28 protein-coding genes and 1 pseudogene are annotated in these 26,275 nt (G+C 70.3%); 8 read left to right on the forward strand and 21 right to left on the reverse strand.

The features are described 5' to 3' along the window. Window positions 1-12: 12 nt before the first annotated feature. From ACIHEI_RS28255 to ACIHEI_RS28265, 3 genes are all read right to left on the reverse strand, one after another. The gene (locus ACIHEI_RS28255) at window positions 13-285 is read right to left on the reverse strand and encodes a hypothetical protein (RefSeq protein ID WP_396608609.1); all 273 of its coding nucleotides are present in this window, start codon (window positions 283-285) and stop codon (window positions 13-15) included. Next, window positions 282-1,622 carry a transcriptional regulator gene (locus ACIHEI_RS28260; protein WP_396608610.1) on the reverse strand — a complete coding sequence of 447 codons (1,341 nt, stop codon included), beginning with the start codon at window positions 1,620-1,622 and terminating at the stop codon, window positions 282-284. The genes ACIHEI_RS28255 and ACIHEI_RS28260 overlap by 4 nt, the downstream gene beginning before the upstream one ends. 212 nt (window positions 1,623-1,834) lie before the next feature. After that, complete coding sequence (locus ACIHEI_RS28265) at window positions 1,835-2,125, reverse strand: hypothetical protein (RefSeq protein ID WP_396608611.1); 291 nt, start codon at window positions 2,123-2,125, stop codon at window positions 1,835-1,837. 375 nt (window positions 2,126-2,500) lie between these two features. On the opposite strand from ACIHEI_RS28265, the gene ACIHEI_RS28270 reads away from it, so the two are divergent. The 4 genes from ACIHEI_RS28270 to ACIHEI_RS28285 all read left to right on the forward strand — a co-directional run bounded on the left by ACIHEI_RS28270 (window position 2,501) and on the right by ACIHEI_RS28285 (window position 6,414). After that, window positions 2,501-2,965, forward strand: coding sequence for a helix-turn-helix domain-containing protein (locus ACIHEI_RS28270; RefSeq protein WP_396608612.1), 465 nt, complete (start codon window positions 2,501-2,503; stop codon window positions 2,963-2,965). 486 nt (window positions 2,966-3,451) lie between these two features. Next, the gene (locus ACIHEI_RS28275) at window positions 3,452-3,952 is read left to right on the forward strand and encodes an ImmA/IrrE family metallo-endopeptidase (RefSeq protein ID WP_396608613.1); all 501 of its coding nucleotides are present in this window, start codon (window positions 3,452-3,454) and stop codon (window positions 3,950-3,952) included. 20 nt (window positions 3,953-3,972) lie between these two features. Next, window positions 3,973-5,217 (forward strand): MAB_1171c family putative transporter, encoded by a 1,245-nt coding sequence (locus tag ACIHEI_RS28280; RefSeq protein ID WP_396608614.1) that lies wholly within the window; start codon window positions 3,973-3,975, stop codon window positions 5,215-5,217. Window positions 5,218-5,229: 12 nt separating this feature from the next. After that, window positions 5,230-6,414 (forward strand): cytochrome P450, encoded by a 1,185-nt coding sequence (locus ACIHEI_RS28285; RefSeq protein WP_396608615.1) that lies wholly within the window; start codon window positions 5,230-5,232, stop codon window positions 6,412-6,414. A gap of 152 nt (window positions 6,415-6,566) precedes the next feature. On the opposite strand, the gene ACIHEI_RS28290 is transcribed toward ACIHEI_RS28285, so the two are convergent. The 11 genes from ACIHEI_RS28290 to ACIHEI_RS28340 form a co-directional block, all read right to left on the reverse strand. Further along, entirely contained in the window at window positions 6,567-7,433 is an 867-nt protein-coding gene (locus ACIHEI_RS28290) for a hypothetical protein (RefSeq protein ID WP_396608616.1), read from the reverse strand. 259 nt (window positions 7,434-7,692) lie between these two features. Then, window positions 7,693-8,199, reverse strand: a complete 507-nt coding sequence (locus ACIHEI_RS28295; protein ID WP_396608617.1) for a hypothetical protein — start codon at window positions 8,197-8,199, stop codon at window positions 7,693-7,695. 250 nt (window positions 8,200-8,449) lie between these two features. Beyond that, window positions 8,450-9,001 (reverse strand): NUDIX domain-containing protein, encoded by a 552-nt coding sequence (locus tag ACIHEI_RS28300; RefSeq protein ID WP_396608618.1) that lies wholly within the window; start codon window positions 8,999-9,001, stop codon window positions 8,450-8,452. Next, window positions 9,001-9,945 (reverse strand): phosphotransferase family protein, encoded by a 945-nt coding sequence (locus ACIHEI_RS28305; protein WP_396608619.1) that lies wholly within the window; start codon window positions 9,943-9,945, stop codon window positions 9,001-9,003. The genes ACIHEI_RS28300 and ACIHEI_RS28305 overlap by 1 nt, the downstream gene beginning before the upstream one ends. Further along, a complete protein-coding gene (locus ACIHEI_RS28310; RefSeq protein ID WP_396608620.1) occupies window positions 9,942-10,700 on the reverse strand; it encodes a class I SAM-dependent methyltransferase in 759 nt (252 codons plus the stop codon). Before ACIHEI_RS28310 ends, ACIHEI_RS28305 begins: the two co-directional genes overlap by 4 nt. After that, a complete protein-coding gene (locus ACIHEI_RS28315) occupies window positions 10,697-11,497 on the reverse strand; it encodes an inositol monophosphatase family protein (RefSeq protein ID WP_396608621.1) in 801 nt (266 codons plus the stop codon). Before ACIHEI_RS28315 ends, ACIHEI_RS28310 begins: the two co-directional genes overlap by 4 nt. Continuing rightward, the gene (locus ACIHEI_RS28320; RefSeq protein WP_396608622.1) at window positions 11,494-12,591 is read right to left on the reverse strand and encodes a hypothetical protein; all 1,098 of its coding nucleotides are present in this window, start codon (window positions 12,589-12,591) and stop codon (window positions 11,494-11,496) included. The genes ACIHEI_RS28315 and ACIHEI_RS28320 overlap by 4 nt, the downstream gene beginning before the upstream one ends. After that, window positions 12,584-13,765, reverse strand: a complete 1,182-nt coding sequence (locus ACIHEI_RS28325) for a glycosyltransferase family 4 protein (protein ID WP_396608623.1) — start codon at window positions 13,763-13,765, stop codon at window positions 12,584-12,586. Before ACIHEI_RS28325 ends, ACIHEI_RS28320 begins: the two co-directional genes overlap by 8 nt. A 30-nt stretch (window positions 13,766-13,795) precedes the next feature. After that, window positions 13,796-14,467: an HAD family hydrolase gene (locus ACIHEI_RS28330; protein WP_396608624.1), complete on the reverse strand. Its 672-nt coding sequence runs from the start codon at window positions 14,465-14,467 to the stop codon at window positions 13,796-13,798. Continuing rightward, window positions 14,464-15,378 carry an aminotransferase class IV gene (locus ACIHEI_RS28335; RefSeq protein ID WP_396608625.1) on the reverse strand — a complete coding sequence of 305 codons (915 nt, stop codon included), beginning with the start codon at window positions 15,376-15,378 and terminating at the stop codon, window positions 14,464-14,466. The genes ACIHEI_RS28330 and ACIHEI_RS28335 overlap by 4 nt, the downstream gene beginning before the upstream one ends. A gap of 94 nt (window positions 15,379-15,472) precedes the next feature. Further along, on the reverse strand, window positions 15,473-16,693 hold the full coding sequence (locus tag ACIHEI_RS28340) for a hypothetical protein (RefSeq protein ID WP_396608626.1): 1,221 nt from the start codon (window positions 16,691-16,693) through the stop codon (window positions 15,473-15,475). Between the two features lie 416 nt (window positions 16,694-17,109). On the opposite strand from ACIHEI_RS28340, the gene ACIHEI_RS28345 reads away from it, so the two are divergent. Together ACIHEI_RS28345 and ACIHEI_RS28350 are read left to right on the forward strand one after the other, a co-directional pair. Next, window positions 17,110-17,970, forward strand: coding sequence for a helix-turn-helix domain-containing protein (locus tag ACIHEI_RS28345; RefSeq protein WP_396608627.1), 861 nt, complete (start codon window positions 17,110-17,112; stop codon window positions 17,968-17,970). Beyond that, the gene (locus ACIHEI_RS28350) at window positions 17,967-18,473 is read left to right on the forward strand and encodes a DUF397 domain-containing protein (RefSeq protein ID WP_396608628.1); all 507 of its coding nucleotides are present in this window, start codon (window positions 17,967-17,969) and stop codon (window positions 18,471-18,473) included. The genes ACIHEI_RS28345 and ACIHEI_RS28350 overlap by 4 nt, the downstream gene beginning before the upstream one ends. 565 nt (window positions 18,474-19,038) lie before the next feature. Here the strand turns inward: ACIHEI_RS28350 and ACIHEI_RS28355 are convergent. The 6 genes and pseudogenes from ACIHEI_RS28355 to ACIHEI_RS28380 form a co-directional block, all read right to left on the reverse strand. Next, window positions 19,039-19,203: pseudogene (locus ACIHEI_RS28355) on the reverse strand (NUDIX domain-containing protein); the annotation flags it as partial. Between the two features lie 31 nt (window positions 19,204-19,234). Then, window positions 19,235-20,062, reverse strand: a complete 828-nt coding sequence (locus ACIHEI_RS28360; protein WP_396608629.1) for a hypothetical protein — start codon at window positions 20,060-20,062, stop codon at window positions 19,235-19,237. Between the two features lie 52 nt (window positions 20,063-20,114). Next, window positions 20,115-20,972, reverse strand: a complete 858-nt coding sequence (locus ACIHEI_RS28365) for a hypothetical protein (RefSeq protein WP_396608630.1) — start codon at window positions 20,970-20,972, stop codon at window positions 20,115-20,117. Beyond that, on the reverse strand, window positions 20,953-21,798 hold the full coding sequence (locus tag ACIHEI_RS28370) for an aldo/keto reductase (protein WP_396608631.1): 846 nt from the start codon (window positions 21,796-21,798) through the stop codon (window positions 20,953-20,955). Before ACIHEI_RS28370 ends, ACIHEI_RS28365 begins: the two co-directional genes overlap by 20 nt. After that, window positions 21,795-22,985, reverse strand: coding sequence for a cupin domain-containing protein (locus tag ACIHEI_RS28375; protein ID WP_396608632.1), 1,191 nt, complete (start codon window positions 22,983-22,985; stop codon window positions 21,795-21,797). The genes ACIHEI_RS28370 and ACIHEI_RS28375 overlap by 4 nt, the downstream gene beginning before the upstream one ends. A 14-nt stretch (window positions 22,986-22,999) precedes the next feature. Then, window positions 23,000-23,143, reverse strand: a complete 144-nt coding sequence (locus tag ACIHEI_RS28380; RefSeq protein WP_396608633.1) for a hypothetical protein — start codon at window positions 23,141-23,143, stop codon at window positions 23,000-23,002. 182 nt (window positions 23,144-23,325) lie between these two features. Between ACIHEI_RS28380 and ACIHEI_RS28385 the strand changes: the two genes are divergently transcribed. Both ACIHEI_RS28385 and ACIHEI_RS28390 read left to right on the forward strand, forming a co-directional pair. Further along, window positions 23,326-24,711: a helix-turn-helix domain-containing protein gene (locus tag ACIHEI_RS28385; RefSeq protein WP_396608634.1), complete on the forward strand. Its 1,386-nt coding sequence runs from the start codon at window positions 23,326-23,328 to the stop codon at window positions 24,709-24,711. A gap of 37 nt (window positions 24,712-24,748) precedes the next feature. Then, a complete protein-coding gene (locus tag ACIHEI_RS28390; RefSeq protein ID WP_396608635.1) occupies window positions 24,749-25,435 on the forward strand; it encodes a RibD family protein in 687 nt (228 codons plus the stop codon). Between the two features lie 96 nt (window positions 25,436-25,531). On the opposite strand, the gene ACIHEI_RS28395 is transcribed toward ACIHEI_RS28390, so the two are convergent. Beyond that, entirely contained in the window at window positions 25,532-26,257 is a 726-nt protein-coding gene (locus tag ACIHEI_RS28395; RefSeq protein WP_396608636.1) for a 5-formyltetrahydrofolate cyclo-ligase, read from the reverse strand. Between the last annotated feature and the right edge of the window lie 18 nt (window positions 26,258-26,275).

The following is a 26,275-nucleotide window of genomic DNA, read 5'->3' on the forward strand; positions in this document are numbered from 1 at the left end:
GGGTTGGGCCGCTCAGCTGCTGGCGGCGGGCGCGGGGGCTGCTCTGGCGAGGGCGCGGACCTTGGGCTCGATGGCCGGTGCGGCAAGCGGGTCGGCCGGGACGCGGGCGCGGGCTCCTTGCAGGTGTGCGAGGGCGCGCTGATAGTCGGGTGAGCCGTTCTTCCGGGATCTGACTGGTCCGTGCGGGCGGCGGTCCGGCCCGGTGCAGTTGCTCGGCGCGGGCGCGGCCCTGCCTCCGTGGTCGGCCACGACGCGGACGCCGCAGGGCTCGTCGGGCGGGATCATCGGACGGCTCCGGTGGTGAGATGGCTGGAGGTGGTGGCGAGGCGCACGACGCGCTGGACGAGGTCGGTGCCGTAGATCTGCTCGGCCGCCTCGCGGCCGGCGAGGGCGACGGCGGAGGCGACCAGTTCGGGCTGGCCTGCGAGGTACTGGCGCCACGCGAGGGTGCGGACCTCGGTCTGCTCGGCGTCGGTGGGCTGCTGCGGCAGTTCGACGTGCTGCGGCTTGGGCTTGGAGGCGGTGAGGGCTTCGCGGACCAGGCGGGCGACCGCGTTGCTTCGCGGTGCGGACCACGACCTGCTCCACTCGGCGTGGCGTTCCCGGCTGGCCTGGCGGCTGTCGCGCCACCAGGCGACCAGGTTGGCGCGCTTGGCCGCGGTGTCGAACAGCTTCTCCACGCCGACCAGGCGGGCCGTCAGGAAGCCGCTGGGCCGGTGGATCCGGTCGGAGGGCGCGCGCAGGGCGAGCACGGCGGTCACCTCGTGGGCCGTCCAGCCAGCGTCGGCCAGGTGCCGCACGGCCCAGGCGACCCGCGCGACCGGCGTACCTGCCAGCCACGGGACCTGCCGTACCAGCTCCAGGCCGAGCTGGTAGCGGCGCCCGACGGCGTTCAGTGCCTTGCGGGTTCTTCCTCTTCTCGTCGGGGAACTGCTGGACTCCCCGCTTCGAGGCTTGCCCTCAGAGGGAGAAGCGGTAAGTGCTGCAGGAGAGACAGTGCGGGAACCACCCTCCATTGGGGTGCAACCCGAACTCGCAGAAAAGGAGGGCTTCTTGGTCCTGCGGGCCTTGCGGCGCAGGGTGCGTGCGGCCTTCTTCCCGAGCCGGGCCAGCTGGGTGCGGCCGTGCTCGGAGACGCCGACGACGGCCCGGATGAAGCTGTCCGAGGGAGCCGTGCGCAGGCCCAGGGCCTGGTCGAAGGACGCGGGTATGGTGCGGGCGAACTCGCTTGCGCGGGCTCGCTCTTGGCGCACGCGCGTGCCCTTGACGCGGTAGGTCAGCAGGCCCGCCTCGCGCAGGATCGCCATGTGGTACTTCACGGTGCGCGTGGAGACCTTGAGCATCCGGGCGAGGAAGTCCACGCCGGGCCGGCAGGGGTTGAGCTGGGCGAGCTGCTGGGCCAGCAGCACGGTGGTCGTTCCGAACCGCGGGCCGTGGCCGCGGACCGGCGTGCGGGCGCCGAGGTCGTGCGTCCAGTGGACGGCCTGCATCCAGGTGTAGGGGTCGGGGGCGATGCGCGAGCCGGTGGTGGAGATCCACTGCTCGGAGTCGGAAACGGGCAGGCCGGGGCCGCCCTGTGCCCTGTCGGCGGAGGTGCGCGAGGGCAGAAGGGAGCTAGACATGGAGGTGAGAGGTTTCGCCTGGTGCGCGCGGCATCGGCCGCCAGGGCAGGCGGTGCCGTCAGCGCGGAACGGGTAAGGGCGAGAGAGGGCGCGTCAGGGGCGCGGCTGCCTTCGGCAACGGAACGGTCGGTCCCGGCGGAGCGTGCCTGCGCTGCGCGGTCGTCAGGGGTGCGGCGGGTACTCGGTCAGCGGACGCGAGTGAAGACGGAGGCTCAGGCCGCCAGCGGGAGGTCCTCGCCGCTGGCGGCGGCGAGGGCGGTCAGCTCACCGGTGGCCAGGTCAAGGTGGTGGGCGCATCCGCGGTCGAGTGGGAAGGCAGTACTGATCCATCGGGCCATCGCTTGGCGGATCGCAAGCGGCTGGGGGACGTGTCGACCGTGCGCGTCGTACGCCTCGGCGGTGCGCGGCAGGCCGCTTTCGGCGGCGCTGTTTAGGCGCACGGAGGCGGCACCGGGGGCGAGCCTGGCGAGGATCTCGGCGAAGGCCACGGAGGTGGTAGCCACCAGGCGGCCGTCACAGGCCCCGGTTGTGCGGATCGAGGAGGACATGCGAGACTCCTGGGCTGATGTCCGGCCGCGTTGTGAGATTCGGAGGCCGGCGTCGGTTGTGTTCGACGCCCTCGCGTGCGGAGGAGTTCGGGAGCGCCAACTTCCGGGTCCTCCGCCGAGGGCGGCCGAAGCCGCTGCCCTGCCGGTCGACCCGGCGCGCCAGCGAAGGCAGCCCCCGGATGAGCGGGCGCGATACAGGCCCCCCACCAGGGATTCTGCACTTAAGTTTCCCTTCGGCGAGATCAACGTACACCAGAGTTCGCCCGAATGGGGCACTAAAGTTCTGACCCTGGCGTGCATCCGGGCACCATTGGGTACTAAAGTGCGCCCGTGGGACGATCCGACACGGAGGACAGGGCGATGGGCGGACAAGCAGACAAGGACAAGGGCCTTGCACAGATCGCCGCGCGCCTCGATCGCCTCTTCGAGGAGCGCCACCCCGAGGACCGCGGACCGTACACCGTCGGCGAGGTCTCCGCCGGCACCGGGATCAGCGACACGCTGCTCCGAGGGATGCGCAAGGGGGATCGCACCAACCCCACGATCGACACCCTCATGAAGATCGCCGCCTTCTTCGACGTGCCCCCGACCTACTGGGTCTCGGACGACCCGGAAACGGAGATCGCCGGCCGCGACCTTCAGCGGGCCATGGAGGACGCCGGCGTCCAGTCGATCGCCCTGCGCAGCAAGGGGCTCGATGCCCGGGGCCTGCGTTTCGTCAAGGAGTCGATCGACATGGCGCGCAGCTCACAGGGCCTGCCCCCGGCAGAGGAGCCCGGCGAGCCGACGCGCTGAGTCCGCCCTCCCCGTGGGCTCAGGCATGCCAGAAAATCTACGCGCGAAGATTCAACAGCCCGCATTTCCGATTCCCCATCAGAGAGTGCAGCCCCCCAGCCAGGGGAAGCGCTCCCCTAACTGGAGAGATGCACTCCACCCCCTGGGAAACCCTTAAGAAATCCAGCAACGCATGAGGGTGATGGATGTCACTCCCACCTTTGACATGTCCCTGCGCTTGCTACTTTCGGTAGTGAAGTACCTAAATTGACGCCTGCGGCTCTCCCGCAGGCATCGGGATCTCCGCAGGTCATACACTCGCAAGCCGCGACGCTGCGTGACGACGTGGACCCATACCGTCCAGTAAGTGGGCGTTGAGGCAAGGTCGACACTTAAACGATCTTTATGCGATGTGCTTAACATCCTCCCGTCGCCGTGACGCCGGGCCGCTAAATCCGATGCGCGTTCCGGGGCGGCGAAGTCTTGATCATTTCCTGGGAGGGGATCGTGCATGCCGAATTGCTGCGCACCGCTTGCGAGGACCTTCTACACCAACTCGAACTTCCTCACCGCTTCACCGAAGCCGAACTGATCGAGGCGGTCTCCGCACGCGTCGGTCGGCGCATCGAGTGCGAGCCCAAGGCGATGCAGGACAGTGACGGATGCGGCCTGCGCCAGCGCTACGACGACCGCGAGGTCGTCTTCTACGAGCAGAGCGCGCCACCGCTGCTGCGCCTGCAGATCATCGCCCACGAGCTGGGCCACATCCTGTTCGACCACGCCGGCACCGTGAACCGGGCCGACTTCAAGACGGACGCCCAACTCGCATCCGAGATCGACTGGATGGGCGCACTCGGCGTCTCGGCACGCACCTCCTACAACACTCCCGAGGAGCAGGAAGCCGAACACCTCGGCTCGCTGCTCGTCTCGCGGATGGTCCGCGAGCGCAAGTCGCCTTCCCTCCGCCCCACCGCCGCCTCCGAGCGGTGGGGAGCCATGTACACCTAAGACGAGAGAACAGCGCCACCGTGATCACCCTCATCACCTTCGGCCTGCCCGCCCTCCTGCTCGCGGCTGCTGCCTTCTGGATGCGCCCCCGCCCCGACGGGGCGCCCAGACCATCCAACGCCGCCTCAACCGCTGTACTGCTCGTCGCCTGGGCCGTCGCCATCATCGGCTTCAACCCCGCGGTGCAGGACGCTGCCGACCTCGTAACCCGCGACCTCGCCAAGCTCATCAGCAATGTGCTGATGCTGGGCGCGAGCCTCGCCGTCGTCGGCTTCCTCTTCGCTCTCAACCACGACCCCGCGCCGGCCCGTGCCAAACTGCGGCCCCGCCTGCGGCTACTGGCCCTGACCGTCGCCGTGATGAGCGTCGCGTTCTTCGCCACCCCCGCCGACCGGCGATGGAGCAGCCCCTTCACCAACACCCACTGGGGGCAGGCCCCCGCCACGCTCACCATCTACACCATCGCCTACGTCGCCTTCATGGGGCACGCCACCTACGACGCCCTCACGCAGACGTGGCGACGCAGCACCGAAACCGACTGGCGAGTCCACAAGATGGGCCTCAAGGCCGTCACCGGCGGGTGCGTCTTCGTCCTGCTCTACCTGCTCTACAAGGTCGTCAACTCCGCCTCCAGCCTGGCGCACGTCGAGCTGTTCCCCGGCGGCCCACGGTGCACCTCCCTGGTGACGCCGTACCGCTGTGCTTTCTCCTTCACGGCCCCGCTGACCGGCGTACTGCTGATCACCGCCGGGCTCACCGTGCCCGCGATGCTGTGGCCGCTGACCAAACGCAGGCTCACCGCCTGGCAGCGGCAGACCGCCGAGATCATGGCTCCGCTGTGGCAGGACATCACCTCTGTGGATCCCGACGTCGTGCTGAACACCCTCGGCGGCGACGCGGATTCCGGCCTCGTGCTGCACCGCCGCACCGTCGAAATCGCCGACGGCATCCTCAGCCTTGAGGGGCACCGCTCCCGAGCAGTCCAGCAGGCCGCCGAGGAAGCCGTGGCCGCCGACGGCCTCACCGGCACCGAGGCGGACGCCGTGGTCGAAGCGGCCGTCGTCGCGGGCGCCATCCAGGCCGCCCGCTGGAGAGCGCGTGCCCAGCGAGACCCCGCGCCCTTGGCCGACCACGGCTCCGCCCGCGAGGCGGATCTGGAGAAGGAGGCCGTCTGGCTACGGTTGGTGGCGGAGCAGTACACCGGAAGCAAGATCGTCCGCCGCGTCGCCGCAGCGCACCAGCCCCCCGCGCAGGACGCGGCATAGGAGCGAGCACTCATGGCCAGCCCCTTCTCCGACCCCGCCTTCTACCGCGACCGCTACCCCGTCTACGCCGCCTTGCGGCAGCGGTGCCCCGTCGCCCGGGTGCCCATGGGCGGCAGCTCCGGCACCGCGACCGTGGTCACCAGCTACGACCAGGCCCGGGCCGCGCTCGCAGACCTTCAGCTGTCGAAGGACACCAACGCGTTCTTCGCTGACCGTCCCTCTGGCCGCGCTCTGCACCCGGCGCTGGCCAGCACCATGCTCAACAGCGACCCACCCGACCACACGCGCCTGCGCCGCCTGGTCACCAGAGCATTCACCCCGGCCCGCGTCCAGCAGTTGCGCCCAGCGGTGCGCACTCTCGCCGAGGAACTGGTCGACGGCTGGTCCCCCGGCGACCGGGTGGACCTGATGGAGGGTCTGGCCGTGCCGTTGCCGATCACCGTGATCTGCCGACTCCTCGGTGTCCCCGCCGCCGACCACGACAGGGTCCGCCGCTGGTCGTTGGACCTGCTCGCCACCGGCGACCACGAGCGGATCGATGCCGCGTCCCACGCCCTGGCCGAGTACATGGCCGCCCTCGCGGCGGCCAAGCGGACGGATCCCGACGAGGCCCTGCTGTCCGCCCTGGTGTCCGCTCGCGGCGAGGACGGCGACGGGCTCAGCGAACTGGAGCTGGTCTCGCTCGCGGTGCTGCTCCTGGTAGCTGGGCACGAGACGACCACCGCCGCGATCGGCAACAGCGTCCTGGCCCTGCTCCAGCACCCCGACCAGCTCGCGTTGCTGCGCTCCGACCCCGGTCGGATCCCGGCGGCGGTCGACGAGCTGCTGCGCTACGACTCCCCGGTCAGCATCGCCACCTGGCGGTGGGCGCCGAAGGCCACCCGGCTCGGCGAGGCGGAGGTGCCAGCGGGCAGCCCGGTCTTCGTCAGCCCCGGCGCCGCCAACCGCGACCCGGACCGTTTTACCGACCCGGACCGCCTCGACCTCGACCGGCCCGACGCCGGGTCGCACCTGGCCTTCGGTCACGGCATCCACCGCTGCCTCGGCGCGCCGCTGGCTCAGGCCGAGATCGAGACCGTCCTGCTCCTGCTGCTTGATCGCTTCCCCGGCCTGCAACTGACGGAACCTGCTGCCCAGTTGGCGTGGCGGCACTCCAGGCTCGTCCGGGGGCTGGAGGCACTGCCCGTCCAGCTGTAGCCATCAGTGGTGCTGCCCGGTTCTGCCGGGCAGCACCATCCGCTGGCAAGCCCGTCCGTGTGCCACAGCGGCCACACGAGGCCGACAGCCGCCTGATCACCGCCGTCCGGTCCGCCAGGGCCACCCCGTCGGCCACGGGCTCACCGCGCGCCTCACCGCCGCGAACTCGCCATCGCAGCCCGAACCTTGGCGATGCCGCGAGCGGTCACCTGGACTCCGCGATCCGCCGCGCTGCCCGCCCGCCCCGTCCCTCGACAGCCCGCGCACAGCCCCGGCTCGGGCAGCGGGTCGCGGCACTGCTCGCACTCCGCCGGCTGCCGCTTCGGCGCGACCGCCCGCTCCGCAGGCTTCTTCCGCTCCAGCCGCGAGCGCAGCACCGCCACCGGGGAGTGCACCACCTCGGGCAACCCGGTCAGCAGCGCCTGCCGCAGCTCGTCCTGCGAGGCCCCCCGCTCCATCCACTCCCGCACCAGCGGGGCGAGCGCCGCCGCCTCCGCCACACCCAGCGGCAGCCTCCGCTCCGGGCGGACCGCTCTCAGCAGCGCATTCACCGCCGCAAGCGACTCCGCATCCAGGTCCTCCGGGTTGACCGGAGCCGTACGACTCGGTCGAGGCGTCTCTTCGGGAGCAGGCTCCTCCCGCCACGCCCCCTCGTCGGCCGGGGCCGCCCCGGCGAGCGGCTCCGTATCCTCCTCACGGGGGAGGGAGGGTACTTTGACCAGGTCCTTTGGAAGGGCGCCACGATCACCGCAGTCCGGTTCACCGGAGCCCGGCGCAGTGGCACCCGTCAGCAGCTCCGTCTGCGGGCGATCGAAGACGTGCGCCTCCGAGCGCAACCGGCCCTTCGGCAGGCGGACCACCTCCACCCGGTAGTACCCCCACACTCGCAGTTCGTCCAGCGCCGCCGCCAGGGCCTTGCGACCCTGCGGACTGGAGTCCGCCATCTGCCGGCACGTCTCGCGCCAGTCATCCGGACGGGAGAGAAGGTCCACCAGCAATCCGCGGGCGGTGTAGCTCATCGCGCGGTTCTGCGCCAAGGCGTTCGGGATGATCACGAAACTGGACGGGTGCGAGCTGCGGTGGATACGCAGGGAGGACCTCCTCGACACCTCGACTGGGCCAGTCCCAACCGAGGGACGACGGACCATAGCCAGGAAGCCACCGCAAGTGAAGCCCGCACCGAGCGACCTTGATCACGTTATGCGAACAGGCTCCACGTACGCGGGTGACGTCTGCAGCCCGCAACCTGTTGTACCGCCCCGATCTTGGTTGTCCGGCTTACGGCAGGGGGCGGCCGAGCGCGGCGCTGACCGCCCGTTCGTGAACCACTCGGCCATGGCCAGGTGCCCGCCCGGCTGGTAGCGCAGTGCGCAGTGCGCCGCCCTCCGGATTGGTGATGTCGGACAGCACCACGCCGACGAGCAGGGAGAAGGTCCGCAGTTCCTCGGGGTCGAGGTGCGGGCAGGCGACGCCGTCCACGTGCAGCGTCTTCTCCGGCTGGGCCTGTTCGAACTGGCCGTCGGGGATACGGATCTGGAGCTGCACGGTGGAGACGGGCCGGATGTCGCCGAGCAGGTCCTTGGCGAGTTCGGCGGCGATGGAGTCGGCGAAGAGTGCGAGCAGGTCGGGGTGGCCTCCGAGTTCCGGGGCGAACGTCCGCTGGGTGTAGGAGTTGATGAGGTCGGGGTTCATCGACTCGCGGTACCAGCTGGTGACCAGGTCGCGAGCGCGGGCGACCTGGTCGGCGGCGACGGCGCCGCGCCTGACGAGCAGGCCGTCGCGCATGGAGGCCTGCTTCTCTGCGGCGGTAAGGGCCGTGATCGGCTCCAAGTGGGCGTCGAGCTACGGCTGGTGGTGGTTGGTGAGGTGCGCGAGGACGGGTCCGGCCGCGTCGAGGGCGCCGTGGAGGATGGCTCGGCCGGCGTCTGCGGTGGTCTTGCGCGGGTCGCCTCCGATGACGCCGCAGGTGGCGATGGCGCTGTCGCCGGAGGACCACGGCCAGGTCGTGCCGCGGTCCCTGACGAGTCGCCTCCCCTCAGACGCAATCGTTGAAGCTGGTCCCGAGATGCTCGATGTATGCCGTGGACCCCGTCTTCGCGGCTTTCGCGACCTGTTGGAGCCGGTCCAGGCTCCGGGGGTTGAGAACGTCGCCCCACTGCTCGACTGTGCGGGCGTCCCACGCGCTGTGCTCGGCCGGGTCCAGTTGGATTGACGCCAGTTGCTCGGGGCTGAGCGGTCCCCCGTCGAAGATCAGGCCGAACTTGTTCGCCGGCCAGGTCTGTTCGGGCGGAAGGAAGTGGACGGCCAGCAATCGACCGCACGTCAGCGTGAGGCCGGTCTCCTGTCGGGTCTCGCGGATCGCCGCCTCTGTCGGGCTTTCGCCCGCGTCCATCTGTCCGCCGGGGAACTGCCAGATCTGGCCCTTGTCCGGCTTGTACACCGAGGAGTTGAGCAGCACCGGTTGCCCGTGTTGGTCAGTGATGTACAGCGAGGCGTACGCGGTCGCGCGGGGAAGGGCGGCGATGAACTCCTCCGGCGGGAGCCAGTTGCTGCGCTCCGGGTCGGGATGGGGCAGGAAGCTCTCCATCAGTTCCTCCAGTCCGTCGGGGTGTTGAGGACATCGGCGGCCCACTGGTAGTGGCCGGTTTCGCGGATGTCCTTTTCCTGCTCGGGGTAGAGGTCGCAGCTGAGCAGGGCGATCACGTGCAGGTAGTCGGCGAGGTCGTCGCGTCGCTCTGCGGGGAGGTCCTGGGCGGCGGCGGCGAGGAGCCGGTTGCGGACGTCGACGCGGTCTTCGTCGTACATCCGGTAGTAGGCGCAGGCGCCGGCCAGGTCGTAGAGCGGGTCTCCGAACAGGGTGAAGGTGCCGAAGTCGATGACGCCGGAAACCTTGCCGTCGGCGACGAGGATGTTGTCCGGGTAGAGGTCTCCGTGGATGACACCGTCGGGCCCGGTGTAGGTGCGGGCGAGCCGCGCGGTGAGCCGGTCGGTGATGCTGTCGGCGGCGGGGACGTCGAGCCGCAGGTGGGGCAGCACCTTGGGGAGCTTCTGCGCGAGAAGGCGGAGGAGGAAGGTGTGCCAGTCCTCGACCTGGTGCGCCGGGTCGGCGTCGAGGAGCATCCGCCGGTCGAGCGGGGTGGTCAGGCGCAGGCCGGTGAAGTCGCGGACGGCGGCCAGGTAGGCGTGTTCGGTGGCCGGGTCGGTGAGGTCGAGGGCGGCGCCCATCGGGGTGCCGGGCAGGCGGGTCTCGGTGACGGCCAGCAGGGAGCCGTGGGGCTCGATGCTCTGGATCTCGGGCAGGGCAAAGGGGACGGTGGCGCGGTCGAAGCGCCGGTAGAGGTCGGCGATGGTCTCCAGCGCGGAGAGCTGGTCGGGGTCGGCGTAGATCTTGAGGACCTGGTCGTGGCCGAGGGCGTAGACGCGGGCCTCGGTGCCGGCGGCGATCAGGTCGGCGGGGGTGAGTCCCTGGGCGGCGAGGAGCTGGCTCTCGGCGTCGGCGGTGATGCTGCTGGCGTCTCGGCGGGTGATCACGGTGTGCTCCGGGTGATGGCGGTGACGACGGTGCGGTTCTCGGGCCGGACGGGGCCGCCGGTGAAGTCCCCGGCGAAGGAGACGATGGCGAAGCCGGCCTGGTGCAGGGCGTCGGTGAGTTCGGGTCGGGAGTACATGCGGGTGCGGCAGGTCGCGGACCAGCCGGGCCGGGTGTAGGTGACGTGGGCGTACTTGGCCTCCCAGTCGTACCAGGCGCTCTCGGTGACTCCGCCCTGCGTAACGGTTTTGGTGCTGATCGGTTCCGCGTCGCGGCGGTTCTCGTGCTCGGCGCGCTCGCGGGTGGTCAGTTCCATGACGAGGTGGCCACCGGGCCTGAGGGCTCGTGCCCAGGCGGTGAGGGCGGCGAGGTCGTCGGCGTCGGTATCGAGGTAGCCGAAGCTGGTCCACAGGTTGAGGACGACGTCGAACTCGCCGGGCGGGGGGTTTCGCATGTCGGCCTGGTGGAAGTCGGCGCCGTGGTGGAGGGCGCGGGCGCGGGTGATCTGGTGGGGCGAGGCGTCGATGCCGGTGACGTGGAGTCCGCGGGCGGTGAGGGGGCCGGTGTGCCGGCCGAATCCGCAGGGGACGTCGAGGACCCGGGTGCCGGGAGCCATGAACTCCTTCGCACACAGGGCGGCGAGGTCGGCTTCGGTGCTGTCGTACTTGCCGAGGGCGCGGAAGGTCTCCTCGAAGCCGGTGCCGAAGAAGCGGTCGGCCCAGTCGTCGGGGGCGGTCACGAGGGCGGTGTCGTTCACGGCATGGGCTCCAGGGTGGTCAGCAGGAGGGTGTGGAGGTCGCGGGTGTCGGCGGCGACGAGGTAGCGGGCGGTGACGTCGGGGCCGTCGAGGCGGACCGGCCGGCCGTGTTCGTCGGTGATGTGGCGGCCGGTGGCGGTGATCAGGTGGCACAGCGCGGAGATGTCCCAGGCCCGGTGGCCGCACATCTCCGCGACGGCTCCGGCGGCGGTGCCCCTGGCCACTTCGGTGAGGGCCCGGGTGGACTCGAAGGCGTCGACCAGCAGCGGGTTCCCGTCGGGCAGCCGCTCGCGCAGTCCGGCCGGCTCGAAGTAGCAGGCGTGGACGGGGCGGTGGTCGTCCGGCCGGGCGATGGGCATGAACGTCGCCTGGTCGCGGTCGGCGACGGCGAGGACGCCCGCGGCGGGGAAGGAGACGATGGAGAACTCCGGCACCTGACCACGCCAGGCACTGACGAGGACGGCGAAGTCGTCGGAGCCGTCGAGGTACTGGCGGGTGCCGTCGAGCGGGTCGATGTACCAGGTCAGCGCGCGGTGGTTTGCCCTGACGTGGTGGGTGGAGGGATCTTCCTCGGTGACGATCACTCCGGTGGGGTCGAGGTGGGTGATCGCCTTGACGAGGATCTGTTCGGCGTCGGTGTCGGCGGCGGAGACGAGCGTGCCGTCCGCCTTGCGGCGGACGTCCTCCGGGCCGGCCGGGTGGGCGCCCGGCCAGGTGCTCAGGAGCCGGGCGGCGGCCTGGTCCACGGCGGCGACCAGGCTGCGCGACCAGTACGCGGACCCGCTCAGGAGCGTCATCGCGGATCTCCCGTCAGCGCGGCCGCAATGTGCTCGCCCCACACGGGCCAGGAGAACGCGGGGTCGTAGGCGGCCGGGGTGCAATGCCGGTGGTACTGGGTGCGCATCGCGGCGACCAGGTCGGCGCGCTCGCTGTCGCCTTGGCCGACGGTCAGATGGATCTCCTCGAGGCGGCGCGGGTGCATCCCGGGGATGTCGCTGAGGATCGTCGGCCGCCGGTGTGCGATCAGTGCGCTGGCCGGTCCGGAGGTCTCGCCCAGCCAGGGGCCGCGCAGCTGGATGCCGCAGTCCGCGGCGAGCAGCAGGGCGTCGAACTCTGCGTCGGTGAGGTACCCGGTGTGGCGGACGGTGGTGTCGTCCGGGACGGTGAGGCCGTCGCGGGACTCCCCGGCGAGCAGGAGCAGGGCGTCGGCGGGGCGATCGGTCCAGTTCCGCCAGGCGTCGAGGATGACGGGGACGCGCTTGTAGGCGCCGAGGAATCCGAAGGTGGCGAAGACGAACGCGCGCGCGGGCAGGCCGTGGCGGGCCCGGGTGTCGGCCACGGGGGTGAGCGGGCGGACCGGGAAGGGCAGATGGCGGATGTCTGCGGCCGGGTGGCGGTCGGCGAGGTGCTCGGCCAGCAGCGGGGAGTGGACCAGGACGCGGGTGGCCGCTTCGATCGCCCGGTCCTCAATGCGGGCGTTGAGGCTGTAGCGATCGACGTGCGGGTGGTCGGCGAAGTACCGCTCCATGGCGGCCCTGGTGTCCAGGCGGGTGCCGACCACGGCGGAGACCCGGGCCAGGACGGCCTGCTGCTCGGCGGCGGGCAGCTGGTTCCACGCCTCGTAGTAGTAGTTGAGGTTGTTGTATTCGTGGAGCAGGACCGTGCCGGGCCGGGCGGCCAGCGCGCGGAAGGCGCTGTGGTGGAGGGCGTTGTTGCCCAGGTGGTACAGGACGTGGTCGAAGGCGGCCGGGTCGACGCCGGGCCCGGCGATCCGGCGGGTGGTGAAGTGCGGAGCGAGGTGGGGCAGGGACTGGGTGATGTACCTGGCGACTCCGCTCTTGTCGCGCTCGCCGGGGCCCCAGACGCCAAGGGTGGGCAGCTGCTCAGACACGGGCCGCTCCCAGGGGGCGGGAGGCGTTGATCGCCTCGATGTACGCGGAGGTGGTGTTGGCGACGCTGCGGGTGATGCCGAAGTACCGGGTGGAGCGGTCGGCGGCGGCCCGACCGGTGTGGGCCCGCAGGGTGGTGGAGGATGCGAGTTCGTCCAGCGCTGCGGCGTAGGCGACGGGGTCGGTGGTGTCGACGAGGCGGCCGGCGTCGCGGGTGACGACCTCGTTGAGTCCGTCGATGTCGCTGACGACCGCCGGGACTCTGTGCTGCATGAACTCGATGACGGCGAGCCCCAGCCCTTCGGCGGTGCTGGGCTGAGTGACCAGGTCTGCGGCCTCGGCGAGCAGGTCACGTACCACGTCGTCCTGGTCGGTCAGGAGCGTGACCCGGTCGCCGTGCTGCGCGGCCCGCTCGATCAAGTACTGGAGGTAGGCGTTGTCGGCCCCGTTGGTGGAGCCGAGCAGGACCACCCGGCAGTCGGCGCGGGTGGCCATCAGCTCGTAGGCGTCCAGCAGCCGGTGCTGCGCCTTACGGGGGGTGTAGCGGCCGGTGAGGACGATCAGCAGGCCGTCGCCGGGCACGCCCGCGGCCTGCGCGAGGAAGTCCCGGGCGGCCCGGCGGTCGTGGACGCGCGGCCGGTGGTGAACGCCGAGGTGGACGGTGCGGATTCGCTCGGCCGGATAGCCGAAGCTCTCGGCCTGCCGGGCGAAGGCGCGGCTGCCGGCGAGCACCAGTGTCGGTGTGCACGTCCGGGCGACGAAGCGGCAGCGCGGCCAGCCTCCGGGTTCCGTCTCGGGCCGGGTCTCGTGGAACGACGCGACGACGGGTACCGTCTCGGCGAGCCCCGACATGGTCGTCAGCAGTAGCGCGGCCTGGGTGTGGGTGTGGATGACGTCCACCTGTGCGTCGGCGAGCGGGGCGAAGTCGTCCAGGGCGGCGAACAGGCCGCGCTCCCATGGCACCGCGTTGGGGTCGGCCGACTGGAGCAGCGCGCCACCGCGCACCACCCGCACCCCGTTCTCCCAGGTGTCGGCGGGCTGGTCCGGAGAGTCACGGTTGGTCAGGACGGTGACCTGGTGGCCTGCCCTGGCGAGCTGTTCGGCGAGGGTGGTGACGTGGGTCTCCAGGCCGCCGCGGCGCGGGCGGTAGGTCGTGGTGACCAGGCCGACGTGCATGCTGTACCTCCTTCTCCTGTCGGGAGTTGGTCAGGCGGCGGGCAGGTAGTCCAGGAGCTGGGGCAGGGCGGTGATCACGGGCACTGGCAATTCGCGGTACACCCGGTGGCGGTCGTAGAGAACGGTGTCGGTGATGCCGGCGCGCCAGGCGCCGAAGATGTCGTTGATCAGGCCGTCCCCCACGAACAGAGCGCCCGCGGGCGCGCAGCCGAGCCGGTCGAGAGCGGAGGCGAAGATCTGCGGATCGGGCTTCTCGACTCCGGCGATGGTGGAGTCCACGACCACGTCGAAGAAGTCGAGCAGGCCGAAGCCGGCCAGTTCCTCCACGAGGGTGCCGTCCGAGTTGGAGACCGCTGCCACCGCCAGGCCCCGGCGCCGGACCGCGTCGAGCACCGCCGCCGCGTCCGGGTCGAGGTCCCGGTACAGGTCGGTGCGGTTGGTGCAGCGCCGCCAGGCTCGGCGTCCGGTCTCCGCTCCAACGCCCAGCAGCTGCCCCCACATCGCGCCGACCTTCTCCGGCCGACTCAGTCCCTGCGGGAAGTCAAGGTGGTGGGCCTCGGCGGCGGCGGCGAGCGCGGCTTCAGCAGTCTTCGCCTCGACATCGGGTGCGCCGACAGCGGCGAGTTCCTCACTCATCACCTGTCCGCTGGGGTGGATGAAGGTCATCCCGATGTCGAACAGCACGGCCTTCCGGACCGTCACGCGAGCACCTCCAGGAAGGAGGCGTCGAGCGCGGGCCGGGTGCCGGCGCACATCGCCAGGTACTCCTCGCGCAGCGCGCTGCCGATCGGGTGGTCACCGTGGCGGGGCCGGTGGCCGTCGACCTCGCCGACGATGCGGACCTCGTCCAGCGTGCCGGTGACGAAGACCTCGTCGGCGCCGTGCAGGTCGCCCGGGGTCAGGGACTGCTCGGCGGCCGGGATGCCGAGGCGCTCCGCGAGGGCCAGCACGGTGGCGCGGGTGATACTGGGCAGGATGCCGTCCGTCAGCGGCGGCGTGGTGATCCGGCCGTGGCGCACCGTGAACACCGCGGCGCCGCCGGTCTCGGCGACGTGGCCGTGCTGGTTCAGCAGGATCGCCTCGTCCGCCCCCTTCTCCAGCGCCTCCAGGCGGGCCAGGCGGAACCCGGAGTACGCGGCGCCGGTCTTCGCGGCGGTCGGCAGCGCGTCGTCCGCGATCCGCTGCCGGCTGCTGACGATGCACCGCATCGGCCCCACCGGCCGGGGCGGTGCCGAAAAGCACGCGACGATCGTGCCGGTGGTCATCTCCGTGAGGTCCGCGGTGTAGCGGCCGGTGTCCACGTACACCGACGGGCGCACGTACACGTCGCCCTGCGGGTCGAGCGCGGCCAGCAACTGCTTGATGCCGTACCGCAGTTCTGCGGCAAGGCCGGGGTGGGGGATGTGCATCAGGGCGGCGGAGGCCTCCAGGCGCTCCAGGTGCGCGTCCAGCCGCACGAGCGCGAGGCGGCCATCCGGCTGCCGGTAGCCGCGCAGGCCCTCGAAGACGTTCACCGCCCGCATCGCGGTCTCGGCGGTGACGTGGACCGTGGCTTCCTCCCACGGCCGCACCTTCCCGTTGTGCCAGATCAGCTCGGGGACGTTGGGGCTCATCGGCCTTCTCTCTTCCGGGAGTTCGGGGGGGGGGGGGGGGGGGGGGGGGGGGGGGGGGGGGCGCCCCCCCCCCCCCACCGCGCGGGGAACGCGGTCAGGCCGCGGCCGGCACCTTGACGTTCAGGTGGGCGGCGAGTTCGAGCAGCGCGGGAGTCGCCTCGCGGCGGCACATGAAGTCCTCGTCCCGCGCGCCCTCAACCAGGTACGGGCGGAACACCGACCCCTCCTCGAAGCCCTCGCGGTCCAGGAAGAACACCTTCAAGCCGCGCTCGCGGGCCCGGGCCTGCACCCGGCGGCGGTCGGCGTGACTGCCGATGACCAGCAGCGACTTCACCCCCGGGAGGAAGGGGACGTCCGGGATCTGCTCGTGGTAGCGGCGGACGTAGTGCTCGTCCAGACCAGCCCTGGCCATCAGGCCGTCGAAGTTGTTGGTGATCACCGGCCCCACCAGGTGCCCGGCGTCCGCCAGCCCGCGCAGAGTCCGGTGCCCGATGGTCGGCTCCGCCTGGAGGCACGCCCGGGTCATCTCGGTCAGCTCCGGCATCTTCGCCTCCGGCGCCCCGAGGATCTCCGGCAGGAACGTATCCTCCCCGGGCGACAGCACGAACCGGTGGTCGGTCATGTCCGTCACCCGGTAGACCTCGTGCAGCCGGTGCAGCGGCGGCACCCCGGCCTCCACCGACATGCCGCACCCCACCTCGACCTGGAACGGCAGGAAGTCCGCGATCCGGGACAGGTCAGGGATCAGCGTCGGGTTGCCCCGCTCCTCCTTGATCCGCATGCCGGCCGCCATCACCTTCCACGGCATGTTCTGGTCGTGGAGCGCGGGTATGTGCCCGGCGGAGGTGATCGTCACGTCCAGGCTCTCGTACCCGGCCGGGAGCGTGCGCCCGGCAAGTTCGTCCTGCGGGTGCACGCGGTTCGGCACCACCGTGCACTCCAGGTCCTCACGCCGCCACAGGCCCTGCGGCCCCGGCTGCCAGCCTCCGTGTGCGAGCGCCTTGCGCACCTGGTCGAGGTGGTGCGCCAGCTCCGCTTCCGGGTACGAGGCGCTGTGGAAGACGTACAGCTCGGGGACGGTGAGCACCGTCCCGCCGCCGGTCCGCTTGGTGTCGTAGCGGTAGCGGTAGTGGAGGATGCGGCGGCGGCCGTCCTCCGGCCCGGCCCAACCCGATTCCGCCGCGTTGCGGGGGTCCTGGGTGCGCCTCCACAGGCCCTCTTCCAGGTCGCGGGGCCGGTCGCGCCGGCTGACATACTGCTCCCACCTCGTCGCCAGGGTCGGCAAGAGTTCCTGAGCCTCGTACGGGAAGTGCATGGTGCTCTCCCTGCTGTCGATGGCCGCGCCGTGAAGGCGCTCAGCCGATGTCGTATTCAAGCCCCGGCGCCCCAGTCTGGGCACTGCCGTCCGTGTGACGATCACGGGCGTCGAGCGTCGATGGTGTGTTTCAACGTGAAGCCGAAGAACTGCGTCCGGCACCGAAACAAGCGGAGACAACCAGCCTGCAATACGGGCGAGTTGATGGAATCGGCGCTCACGATGGGGGCATGCCGAACGGTGGCGCGCTCGAACCTTCGCGCTCTGTGTCTCGATGAGCACTGAGCGCATGCTCGATAATGACTGGCCGTCAGGAGTCTGACAAGACTTCGCGATTGGAAAAATTTTCCTACGCGCCAAGCTGTGTGGGTTCTGTGCGGCCGAGCCACTACGATCAATCTGACTTGGAGGTGACGATGCCCGAAGAACCCAACCCCTGGCGGAAGAGGCTGGGTGCCGAGGTGCGCCACCGCCGGGTCGAACTCAAATGGAATCTAGACACTGCTGCCAAACAGCTTGGGTACGGGTCGGCGAGCACCGCCCACAAGATCGAGTCCGGCCACCAGAGGATCACACTCCAGCAGCTCCCCCACTTCCTCGACGTTCTCAAGGTGACCGAGCCGGCCGCGCGGGAGTTCTGGCGGGTACTCGTAGTGAGCGCGGCCAGCGACGACTTCGGTGAGCGCTTCCCGGGTGCCGCGGGCGGCCCCTTCGGCAGCTACTACACTGACATCGAACTCGCCAGATCGGCCTTTCTCTGGTCGCCGACCGCACCGCACGGCCTCCTCCAGTGCCCCCTTGTCGAGCGAGCGATCATCGAGGCCGGACGCGGTTGGAGCACTCCGGCGGACATCGACCGGTTCGTCGGCATGCGGGCCGAACTTCGCGAGCGCGTCCTCTCCCGGCAGCCTCCGCCGACGATCACCTCGGTCCTCACCGAGGGTCAGCTTCGGCAGGAGATAGGTGGGCGCATCGGTGTGCGCCAGCAGGCCGAGCACCTCGCAGGACTGGCAAGGACCGTTCCCGAGATCAAGGTCCTGGTTCTTCCGTTCGCGGCGGGTGCGCACCCGGGGATAGACGGCCCGTTCATGTTGATGGAGTTCCCGACCGGTCGCGGAAGCGTCACCATCGAAGGCAGGCGGGCGGCTCTCCACATCCACGAGGCCGACGTCGTCGCAGAGTACAAGTCCGTCAGCAAGCAAATGATGGACGGCGCCCTGTCACCCGAGGACTCCCTCACCTTCCTGGATCGACTCGCTGAGGAATACGACGAATGACCCTGCACAACAGCGCCCCCGCCCCCACCACCCGTATCGACGTCGACCCGACCTGGCTGGCCCGTCAGCTCAGCCGGGCCAAATGGCGGTCCGCCAGCACCGGCGGCACGAACTGTGTCGAGATCGCCCGACTTGCATGCGAGATCACGGCCGTGCGCGATTCCGTGAACCCTGATCGGCAACCTCTGATCCTCTCCGATCGGGGGTTCGAACAGGTTGTCAACTCGGCGGCCGAGCTTTGCCACAGGCCACTCCCCCTTGACTCGAACGCTGTCTCGGCAACGACGAAGAACGATCTCCACGCTGGTTGGCTTACAGGCCAACTCGACAGCGCCGATTGGAAGTTCGGTGGATCCGAGAGCATTGGCGTGGCCGTGCTGCCCCGTGGGATCACCGCCTTCTGCAACCCGCGCGACCAGGGGGAGCGCCAGCACCTGATCTTTGCGCAGCCCGAGATCGACGCCTTTCTCGCGGGTATCGGAGATGACCGGTTCCAGCGGTGAAGAGAGCGAACGGCACCAGTTCGCCGACCGCACGCCCGTGCACCCATATCGCGCTCGGCTGGCCGACTGCACGGCCTGACTAGGTGCGGCGGTAGGTAAGTTCGGCGACGGCGCTGAAGATCGCTTGAGGGTCGAGCAGGTTGTCGAGCACTGTGCTCGCGCTGGCTGCCGCGAGTTGGGCGGCCGATGTGGTGCCGGAGGGCGATGGCGATCACGCCAGCACCGCCCTCGACACCCGTTCGCACGTCTTCGAGCGAGTCGTGAGCGGCCGGCATTCGGCACCTGGCGGACGCCCCGGCCGCCTCCCGACGGCCCTGGCCGGTGTTCCGCAACGAACACCTGATCTAGCGCTGACCGTCCGGGACGGGCCTGGTCACGACTACCTCAGGGCTGGCGCGGACTGCCAGTCGGTGGGATCGAGCACGAGCGCGGCGTCAGCGCGATCCGCTGGGCCGAGGTAGTGGTGAGGGCCACGCGGCAGCGGTCGGTCCCTGGACCGCCGGGATGCCCGCAGCCCGGTACTCGGCTGCGCGCAGCAGGCAGTCGAGCTTGTCGGCGTCGTGGGCACAGCATGGTGCAGTGCGGCCTCCACGCTCGCGTCTTGGGGCTCGACGCCGCCGACGACGGTGACCCAGTACAGTTCGCGGCCCGGTCTGGTGCGCTTGATCAGTACCAGCTCGTCGCCGTCGAGGATGATCGCTCGCGCACTCCGCTTCACAATCTCCGACATGGCAGGGAACTCCCGTTGTAGACGGTGGTGCTCATATCCGTTGAAGGTCGTGAACCAGCTGCATGGCCTCCGCCAGGGCACGCTCGACTCGCGGGTCGGCCGGGTGAGCGTGCGGACTGGCGATCCTGGCCAGCACGAACAGTTGCATCACCTTGCCGTCCCGGCTCGCCAGGTCCGCCCGGCGCTCGCGTCGCACGCGGTCGGCGAGCGCCGGGACGGCGAGAGACGCGGCCAGCAGCGACGCAGAGTCCAAGCCCCGCGGTGCCATGCCCCAGTCCTCCCAGTCGAACAGGCAGAACTCGGAACCAGTGACGTTCGCCCAGTTCAGATCCGCGTGCGCTGGCTGCCAGGACGCCACCTCCGTGTTCACCGCGAACGGGAATGCGGCGCGGATCACCTCGTCGACGTGCTGTTGGGAGATCGCCACGGTGTCCGGCGTCGCCATCCGCACGGTGTGCTGCTTCGCGAGCGCGTCGAGGGACGTGCCCAGAGCGGCCCACCAACTGTCGGGAAGGCCCGGGTCGGTGGCCATGATCGCGGTGCCAACCGGTGCGGCCGGGAGGAGAAAGGTCTCGTCCGCTCGCCAGATCGCCCCGTCGCCCAGTTCAGGCCAGGCGATCGATCCTGTCCACCGGGGCATGGCCACGCCGCTCAGCGCTGCCGCAGCCTCGATACCGTCCCAGCCCTGCTCTTGCGCTCTGCTCCACGGGCGGCGCTCGATGCGGACCCAGGTCGATCGGTCGGTGGGCCCTCCGACTGTCCGGCGCTTGCAAACGAGGCTCGTCCGATCGAGGACCGCGCCGAGGCGTTGTTCGACGATTTCGAGGACTGCGTCGATCGACTCATTTCGTAGGTCCACTCCTATGCCTCTCTACGAGAGCAAGCATCATCACGGCGCTTGCAGTGGGGTGCTACGAGACGACGCGCTCTCCGTCCGAGCGAGCGCTGTTGGGCGGAGTAGTTCCGGTCAACTCTCTTGCCTGGTTGACGAGGTGGGGTGTCAGTTCGGTGTAGTGGCCGCGGTCGACGGCCTGGAGCATCTCCGCGACCGCAACGAGCTGCCCGACGCGTCCGGCCGGAGTGTCGAGGGTTTCAGCGAACTCCTGGCGGATACGGTCCGCGACGGCGGGCACGAGCAGGCTGCTCACCCACAGGATGGCGGGGTCGTAGCCGACCGGGACGAGGCCCCAGCGTTCCCAGTCCAGGATCATCAGCGGTCGTGCGGTCAGGTTCGCCCACTGGAGGTCTCCATGGCCGGTGACCCGCTCGATCCTTGCGGGTGCCGGGATGCCGAGGTACTTGGGGAAGTTCTCCGCGATCCACCCCTCCCGGGGCGTGGCTCTCTCCCCGGGCGCGGAGGCGATGCCGGCGAGGGCGTCTTGCAGGCCGGTCCACCAAGCGTCGCCCAGGCCGGGGTCCCCTCGAAGGTCCGGGGTGGACGACAGCGCCGGACCTACGGCGTCGAACACCTCGGCCTGATAGAACCGATCGGCGTCGGTCCAGTCGACCGTCTCGTGCAACCGTGGACGCGGGACGGAATCCGGGAGGCGCTGCTCCGCGCCGAGGGGCCCTTGCCCGGTGGCTCTGGGGGCGTGGCGGCGCTGGCCGGCGGAGACGCGCAGCCACAGGTGGTCGGCGCGGCGGCCAACGGTCGCCCCGGAGGTGCCGAAGACTGGCGGGCCGGAGCAGTCGAGGCCGAGGAAGGCGGCGGCCTTGGCGTGCGCGTGCTCCAACTGGTGCCGGGTGGCGTCATCCGGTGGAAATGGCATCAAGCACTGTCCTGAGTCGGTCTTCCGGGATCGGCCGGGCGAGAGCCGCTCTAGCTTCGTCCCAGTGTGCTCGGTTGCTGGCCGAGGTGAGGACGATGTCCAACGCCGGGCAGGCGCCCAGTACTTGGAACGCAACGGCGTGCGGGATCGATCCCGGCTGGAGGAAGTTCACCAGTTCGGGTGGCATCAGCGCGGGCAGTTCACCGCCGTGCAGGGGTGCGGAGGCGAAGGTGGTGATGCCCGCGTCGCGCGCATGGACGAGCGGGCCGTTCCCGTCGAGGGCTTGGGCGAGGGGATCGGCCATGACGAGGCTGACCGGCATCTGCACCCCTGCGAGGTGATGGCCCGTCGAGCCGGCGGCCTCACCGGCCAGGCCGGCCAGTTCGGCGACCGTGAACGCCCCTGCGGTGAAGCCGGACCAGGTCGCGACGCCGTAGCCTCCGATACGTCCCGCGTACGCGAATTCCTCCAGCACGGCGAACGCCGCCCGGATGGCGCGGTGTAGTTCGCGTCTGTCGACACCGTGCCGCTCGGGGTTGTGGACGAAGACGAGGTTGGCGCGGCCGAGAACGGCGAGCGACTGCTCGGTCTGGGCACGGATGTCCTCGGGGGCGAGGCTGTGGCGGCCGGTCGGGTCGAATCCGGTCTTCGTCGACACCTTCACCGCCGGGTGTGCGGCGAGGACCGGGGCGAGGTCGTGGTGCGCTCGGCCGTGAGCGTAGTTGGGTGCGGTGTCGATCCAGGGCGTACCGGCCGACAGGGCGGTGCGCGCCGCGTCACCGACGGCGCGCACCCGGTAGGTGCCCAGGCCGAGTTGGGGGCTCACTCGGCCGCCTTGACCACGGCAAGGGCCTGGCCTCGGACGAGTTCGGTCAGCAGGTCGGCCACATCCCGGACCTCCAGGCCGCTGTCGTCGGCGAGCTGACCGATGCTGGCGCAGCCGCCGGCCAGCAGGGTCTCCAGGACGGGGACCGCTCGTTCGACGAAGTCCCAGTCGGTGCCAGCTGCGGACAGCGTGACCGTCCCCGCCTCCGGGTCGCGGGTGAGTTCGGCGCGCGGGGCAGTGATCCGGACGGTGAGCCCGCTGTCGGCAGGCAGGGATTCCACGTAGGGCAGCGAGGGTGCTGGCCGCCCGAAGTGGGTGGTGCCGGTGGATCGCGCCCAGCGGCCGACGAGGTCGGGATCGGAGAGTTCGGCGAGCAGAGCATCCCGGAGCGTGGCGAGGTAGGTGGACTGCTCCTCGGCCGTGCCGTGTACGGGGATGTCCTCCCGTACGACGGGGCTTCGGTGCAGCTCGTCCGCCAGCCATGCGAGGAGGGTCGCGCCGGTCTGGGCGACGAGTCCGAAGGTGAGGTGGAGAGAGGGCGTTCCCTGGTCGGCGGCGACGCTGTGCCACCATCCGCGCGGCAGGTACAGGACGTCGCCCGGGTGGAGGACGAAGTCCGCGACCGGATCGCCTTCTGGCTCCGGTGGGGAGTCGACGTCGCGGAATGTCGGCGCGGTCCGGGTCGGCTCCCACAGGCGCCAGCGCTTCGCCCCGTACTGCTGGACCACGACGACGTCGTGGTCGTCCCAATGCCGGCCGAAGCCCTCCTGCGCGGTCCAGGAGGCGTAGGCGTTGGTCTGCACCGGCGTGCCGGTGAAACGCTCCAGCTCCACTGCGGCGGCGCGGATCGGCGAGTGGATCTCGTCGATCGCGTCCAGCACCAGCGAGGCGCCCTCAGCAAGTCGGGCGTGGAAGTCGGCGGGGTGGAGCCGGTGCCAGCTCACCCCGCGCCGGTTGGCGACCGGGGTCGAGTACCGGCCGACGGGGACGGTCTGCCCGTCCAGGGAGAGCCGCAGCCGGGGCGGCTCGATGCGATGGCTGGCCAGGATGGCGTTCAGGTCGTCCCAGGACAGGAGGGGGCCGGCCTCGGCCCCCGTGGCGGGGAAGACGGCGTAGGAGCGGTGGAGCGCCTGGGTGAGGAACTGGTCCCCACCCAGGCGCACCGCCCACGAGGCGGTGTCAGGCATCGTGGGCTTCCCGCTCAGGTGTCGTTCTGGTCGGAACGGCCGCCGGTGTTGTCGGACGGCTGCTCCGCCCGGGAGCGCGCGGCCTTGATGCCGCGGACGGCGACCAGCAGGCCGCCGTCCGCGGCGGACGGCGTGTTGTTCGGCACGGTGGTCTCCATGCGGTTGCCCTCCCCTTCGAGTTGTTCCACTGCCGGGCCTTCCGGCGAACACCAGGGAACCGCTGCACGGTGGCTACGAACAGAGCAGAATTGCTGCATTGATGAGGCGTTTCTGTTGCAATAGCGCTTCTGACCAGTCGAGTTGACGGGCGAGATTCTTTGGTGTGTCCAGGGGGCGGCTGATGAATGGAAGGCGGGACGAGTTCGTCCGGCTCCGCAGGGAGGCCGGATTTACTCAGGAGACGCTGGCCGCCGCGATGAGCGTCGAGCGCTCGACCGCGAGCAGGTGGGAACGCGGCCATGCCGCGCCGCGCCCGTGGCAACTGCCGAAGCTTGCGCAGCTGTTGAAGGTTGAGCAGGGTGCTCTTGCGGCAGCCCTGCGTGATCCCGTGACTTCCGGCGGACCCGAGGACAGCTCCGGCGCACAGTCTGGGCGCCGGGGCGCGCTACCGATGCTCGACGGCCCCAGCAACGGTGTTGCGGAGGCGATGAGCGGAGTCTCCGCCATGGCGATGGCTGACGGTCGTGCCCACGCGGGCTACCGGACGCCTGACGGCCAGGTCGTCTTCCTCCCGGTGCCGCGCCAGGTTGCGCCCGGCGGACCTTCGCCGCTGGGGACCGCCGACTCGGCTGAGTCACTGGCGCCCGCTCTCGGGGGCCCGTTCTCTGAACTCCCGCCGGATCTTCCTCCGGTGGAGAGCCTCCGTATTCTCCGCAGATCCCTGGCCGAGTGCGACAACATCCTCGGGCCCCGCAACGTCCTGGCCACTGCTCGGGAGCACATCTACCTGGTTCAGCGCCTCCGCCGGGACGCGAGCGGCCACGATCGGCAGGCCATGCTGCAGGTCCTCGCGGAGTACGCGGAGTTCTGCAGTTGGCTGTACCACGACAGCGGTGACCACGGTGCCGCCCAGTACTGGGCGGATCGCGCCGCCGACTGGGCGAACGCCTGCGGCGACCAGGACTTGGCAACCTACATCACGGCCCGCAAGGCGCAGCTCGCCGGCGACATGCGCAGCAGTGCCGATGCGGTCGATCTGGCCGAATACGCCCAGCGTCTGGCCCGTCCCGGTAGCCGTCTGAGTGCCATGGGTGCGGTGTACGGCGCGCACGGCCACGCGCTCCTCGGTGACGAGCGAACCGCTCAATACGGCTTCGACCATGCGATCGCGCTGTTGACCGAGCCGACCGAGCCGCCGGTCGGACGCGGCCGCTGGCTCACGGCCGCGTATGTCGAGGCGCAGCGGGCCCGCTCGCTGTCGCTGCTCGGCCGGCACCGCGAAGCGGTTGCCGGCTTCGAACAGGCGATCCGTGTGCTGCCGGCCGGCTTCCGGCGCGACCGTGGCGTGTACCTCGCCCGGGCAGCCGTCGCGCAGTTCGAGGCCGACGGCCCCGAGCAAGCCGCAGCCACCGGCGCAGCCGCCGTTGCCGTCGCCGCTGCCACCGGCTCCGCCCGGATCTTCACGGAGTTGGCCACCCTCGACATGCTTCTGCAGCGGTGCCGGGGCGTTCCCGAGGTCGAGCACTTCCGGGAGGTACTGGACAGCGTCCTCCTCCACAAGACCTGACTGCCACCCAGCCCACTCCACAAGAGAACGGATCACCATGGCTACCCGTCGCCCCTACGTGCTGTTGAGCGTCGCCACCTCCGTCGACGGCCACATCGACGACACCTCCCCGCAGCGCCTGCTGCTGTCGAACGCCGAGGATTTCGACCGCGTCGACCAGGTCCGCGCCGAGTCCGATGCCATTCTCATCGGCGGCAACACCTTGCGCAGCGACAACCCCCGCCTGCTGGTGAACAGCGACAAGCGCCGCGCCGACCGCCTCGCCGCCGGCAAACCGGAGTACCCGTTGAAGGTGACCATCACCGCCAGCGGCGACCTGAGCCGCGACCTCAAGTTCTGGCACTTCGGAGACCAGAAGGTCGTCTACACCACCGACTCCGCAGCACCCAAGCTCCACGAGGAACTCGATGGCCTGGCCGACATCGTCAGCACCGGCGAGAGCGTCGACTTCGGCGCGCTGCTCGACAACCTGGCCACCCGCGGCATCGAGCGTCTCATGGTGGAGGGTGGCGGCCAGATCCACACTCAATTCCTCTCCCAGGGCCTGGCCGACGAAATCCACCTCGCCGTCGCACCCCTCCTCGTCGGCGACGCCGCCGCTCCCCGCTTCCTCCACCCGGCCGACTACCCCGGCGGTAGCACGCGCCGGATGCGCCTTCTCGGTGCGGAGACGATCGGCGATGTCGTCCTCCTGCGCTACGCCCCGAAGGACGGGCAAGGCTGAGGCGCAGTGCTGGTGGTCAGTGGCAGCAGGGTTGCCGCTGACCACCAGCCCGCTGACGCCGAGTTCCGACCGTCTCATTGGTCAGACAGAGGTTCTTCAGCCGCGGTCCGCCCGGCGCCTGGCGAGTGCGGGGATCGAAGTGATCTTCTCCTCCGAGAGCTCTTCCCAGCGCAGCCGAGCGGCAGTTCGCGGCCCGGGGCACAGGATTACCTCCTCAGGTGTGACGATCAGGTCGACCTTGACGTCATGGGCCTCTGTCGGCACCGCGTCCACCACTTGGAGTCCGTGCACCGTGGTGACGAACACCGTCTTCTCGCTGACCAGCCCAGCCTCGGTCAGGAGTGCAGCCTCGATGTCCGAGTACCCCGCCCCCTTGCCGATCCGGGCACCTGTCCGGTCGACCGCGACACTGCCCAGGACGACCATGTCGACGGGCGCCAGCTCGTCGACATCGACTGCGTTGGTGAGGCTGGGCACCTGCCGGCGATTCGCAGCCACTTCAGGGGGAACGGTGAGGCGCGTGGGGTCCAGGACGTAGAACGGTGCTTCCGCCGCCAACCGGGGCACGGCCATGTAGACCACCTTCCCCTGCACCAGGGCAAGGGCACGGACCGGCTCTTGCGCAGTGTCCGGCACCACCTTGATGACCTCAGCCGACAACCATGCGGGCAGCTCCGCCAGGAGCCGGGCCGCTGCTTCGGCCCCGTGGAATGCCGGGATCCTGCCATGCGCTGTGTCGTCATCGACCGCCGAGGCCGCATCCAGCTGGGCCCAGACGCGGGTGCGCAGTTCGGCCTTCTCACTCTCCGAGTTCGCGGTCACGAGTGCATCGTCTCCTCC

The sequence above is a fragment of the Kitasatospora sp. NPDC051984 genome (assembly GCF_044593455.1).
Lineage (GTDB): Bacteria > Actinomycetota > Actinomycetes > Streptomycetales > Streptomycetaceae > Kitasatospora.